A 1,274-nucleotide genomic window follows, 5' to 3' on the forward strand; every position below is an offset into this window, starting at 1 on the left:
CCGACCGGGCGGTGGCGGGTGGCGAGGTGAAGGTCCTCGTCGTCGGCTCGGGAGGCCGGGAGCACGCGTTGTGCCGGGCCCTGTCGCGCGACCCGGCGGTAGGCGCGCTGGTGTGCGCCCCCGGTAACGCCGGCACCGCGCAGCTGGCGCAGCCGCGTCCACTCGATGTCGCCGACCCCGACGCCGTGGCCGACCTGGCCGAGGCCGTCCAGGCGGATCTGACCATCATCGGGCCGGAGGTACCCCTGGTTGCCGGCGCCGCCGACGAACTGCGGGTCCGAGGCCTGCGCTGCTTCGGGCCGACCGCCGCGGCCGCGCGGCTGGAGGGCAGCAAGGCCTTCGCCAAGAACGTGATGCACGCCGCCGGCGTCCCCACCGCGGCGTCGCGTGATCACACCGAGATCGAACCGGCCCTCGCCGACCTCGACGAGTTCGGTCCGCCCTACGTCGTCAAGTACGACGGTCTCGCCGGCGGCAAGGGAGTGACCGTCACGACCGACCGGCGCAGCGCGGTCGAGGCGGTACGCGCATGCCTGCGCAACCCCGAGGACCGAGTCGTGATCGAGGAGTATCTGGACGGGCCCGAGGTCTCGCTGTTCGCGATCGTGACCGAAGCCGGGACCGTCATCCCCCTGCTACCCGCTCAGGACCACAAGCGGGTCGGGGACGGCGATACCGGGCCGAACACCGGCGGGATGGGCGCGTACACCCCACTGCCGTGGGCGCCGCGCGGGTTGTCTGCCCAGGTCGTTCGGACTGTGATCCAGCCCACCGTGGACGAGATGGCACGCCGCGGCACCCCCTTCTGCGGCCTGCTGTACGCCGGCCTTGCACTGACCTCCCGCGGTGTGCGGGTCGTCGAGTTCAACGTCCGGTTCGGCGACCCCGAGGTACAGGCGATCCTGGCTCTGCTGGCCACCCCGCTGACCGATGTCCTGTCCGGCTACCGGACGCCGGTGTGGCGGTCCGGCGCCGCCGTCACGGTCGTCGTCGCGGCAGCCGGTTATCCGCAGGCGCCGCGGCTCGGCGATCCGATCATCGGCCTCGACGCCGCCGGAGCCCTCACCGGGGTGGACATCCTGCATGCCGGAACCCGCCGGGACGCCGATGGCAGGATCGTGTCGTCCGGGGGTCGCGTGCTGTGCGTCACCGCCATCGGCCCGCATCTGGAAGCCGCGAGAGGATCAGCCTACGAGGCCGTCAGCCGAATCTCCCTGGCTGGCGCGCACTACCGGACCGACATCGGGGACCCGTCGCGGCTGGGCCCCTACGGG

At 72.8% G+C, this 1,274-nt stretch carries 1 protein-coding gene; it reads left to right on the forward strand.

Annotated features, from left to right (window positions below; translation table 11 throughout):
- Positions 1-26 precede the first annotated feature (26 nt).
- A partial coding sequence (gene purD / locus U9980_RS17705) for a phosphoribosylamine--glycine ligase (protein WP_322768932.1) occupies positions 27-1,274 on the forward strand: 1,248 nt, incomplete at its 3' end.

This window comes from Protofrankia sp. Cr1, from assembly GCF_963555865.1.
In the GTDB taxonomy this organism is placed as follows: domain Bacteria; phylum Actinomycetota; class Actinomycetes; order Frankiales; family Frankiaceae; genus Protofrankia.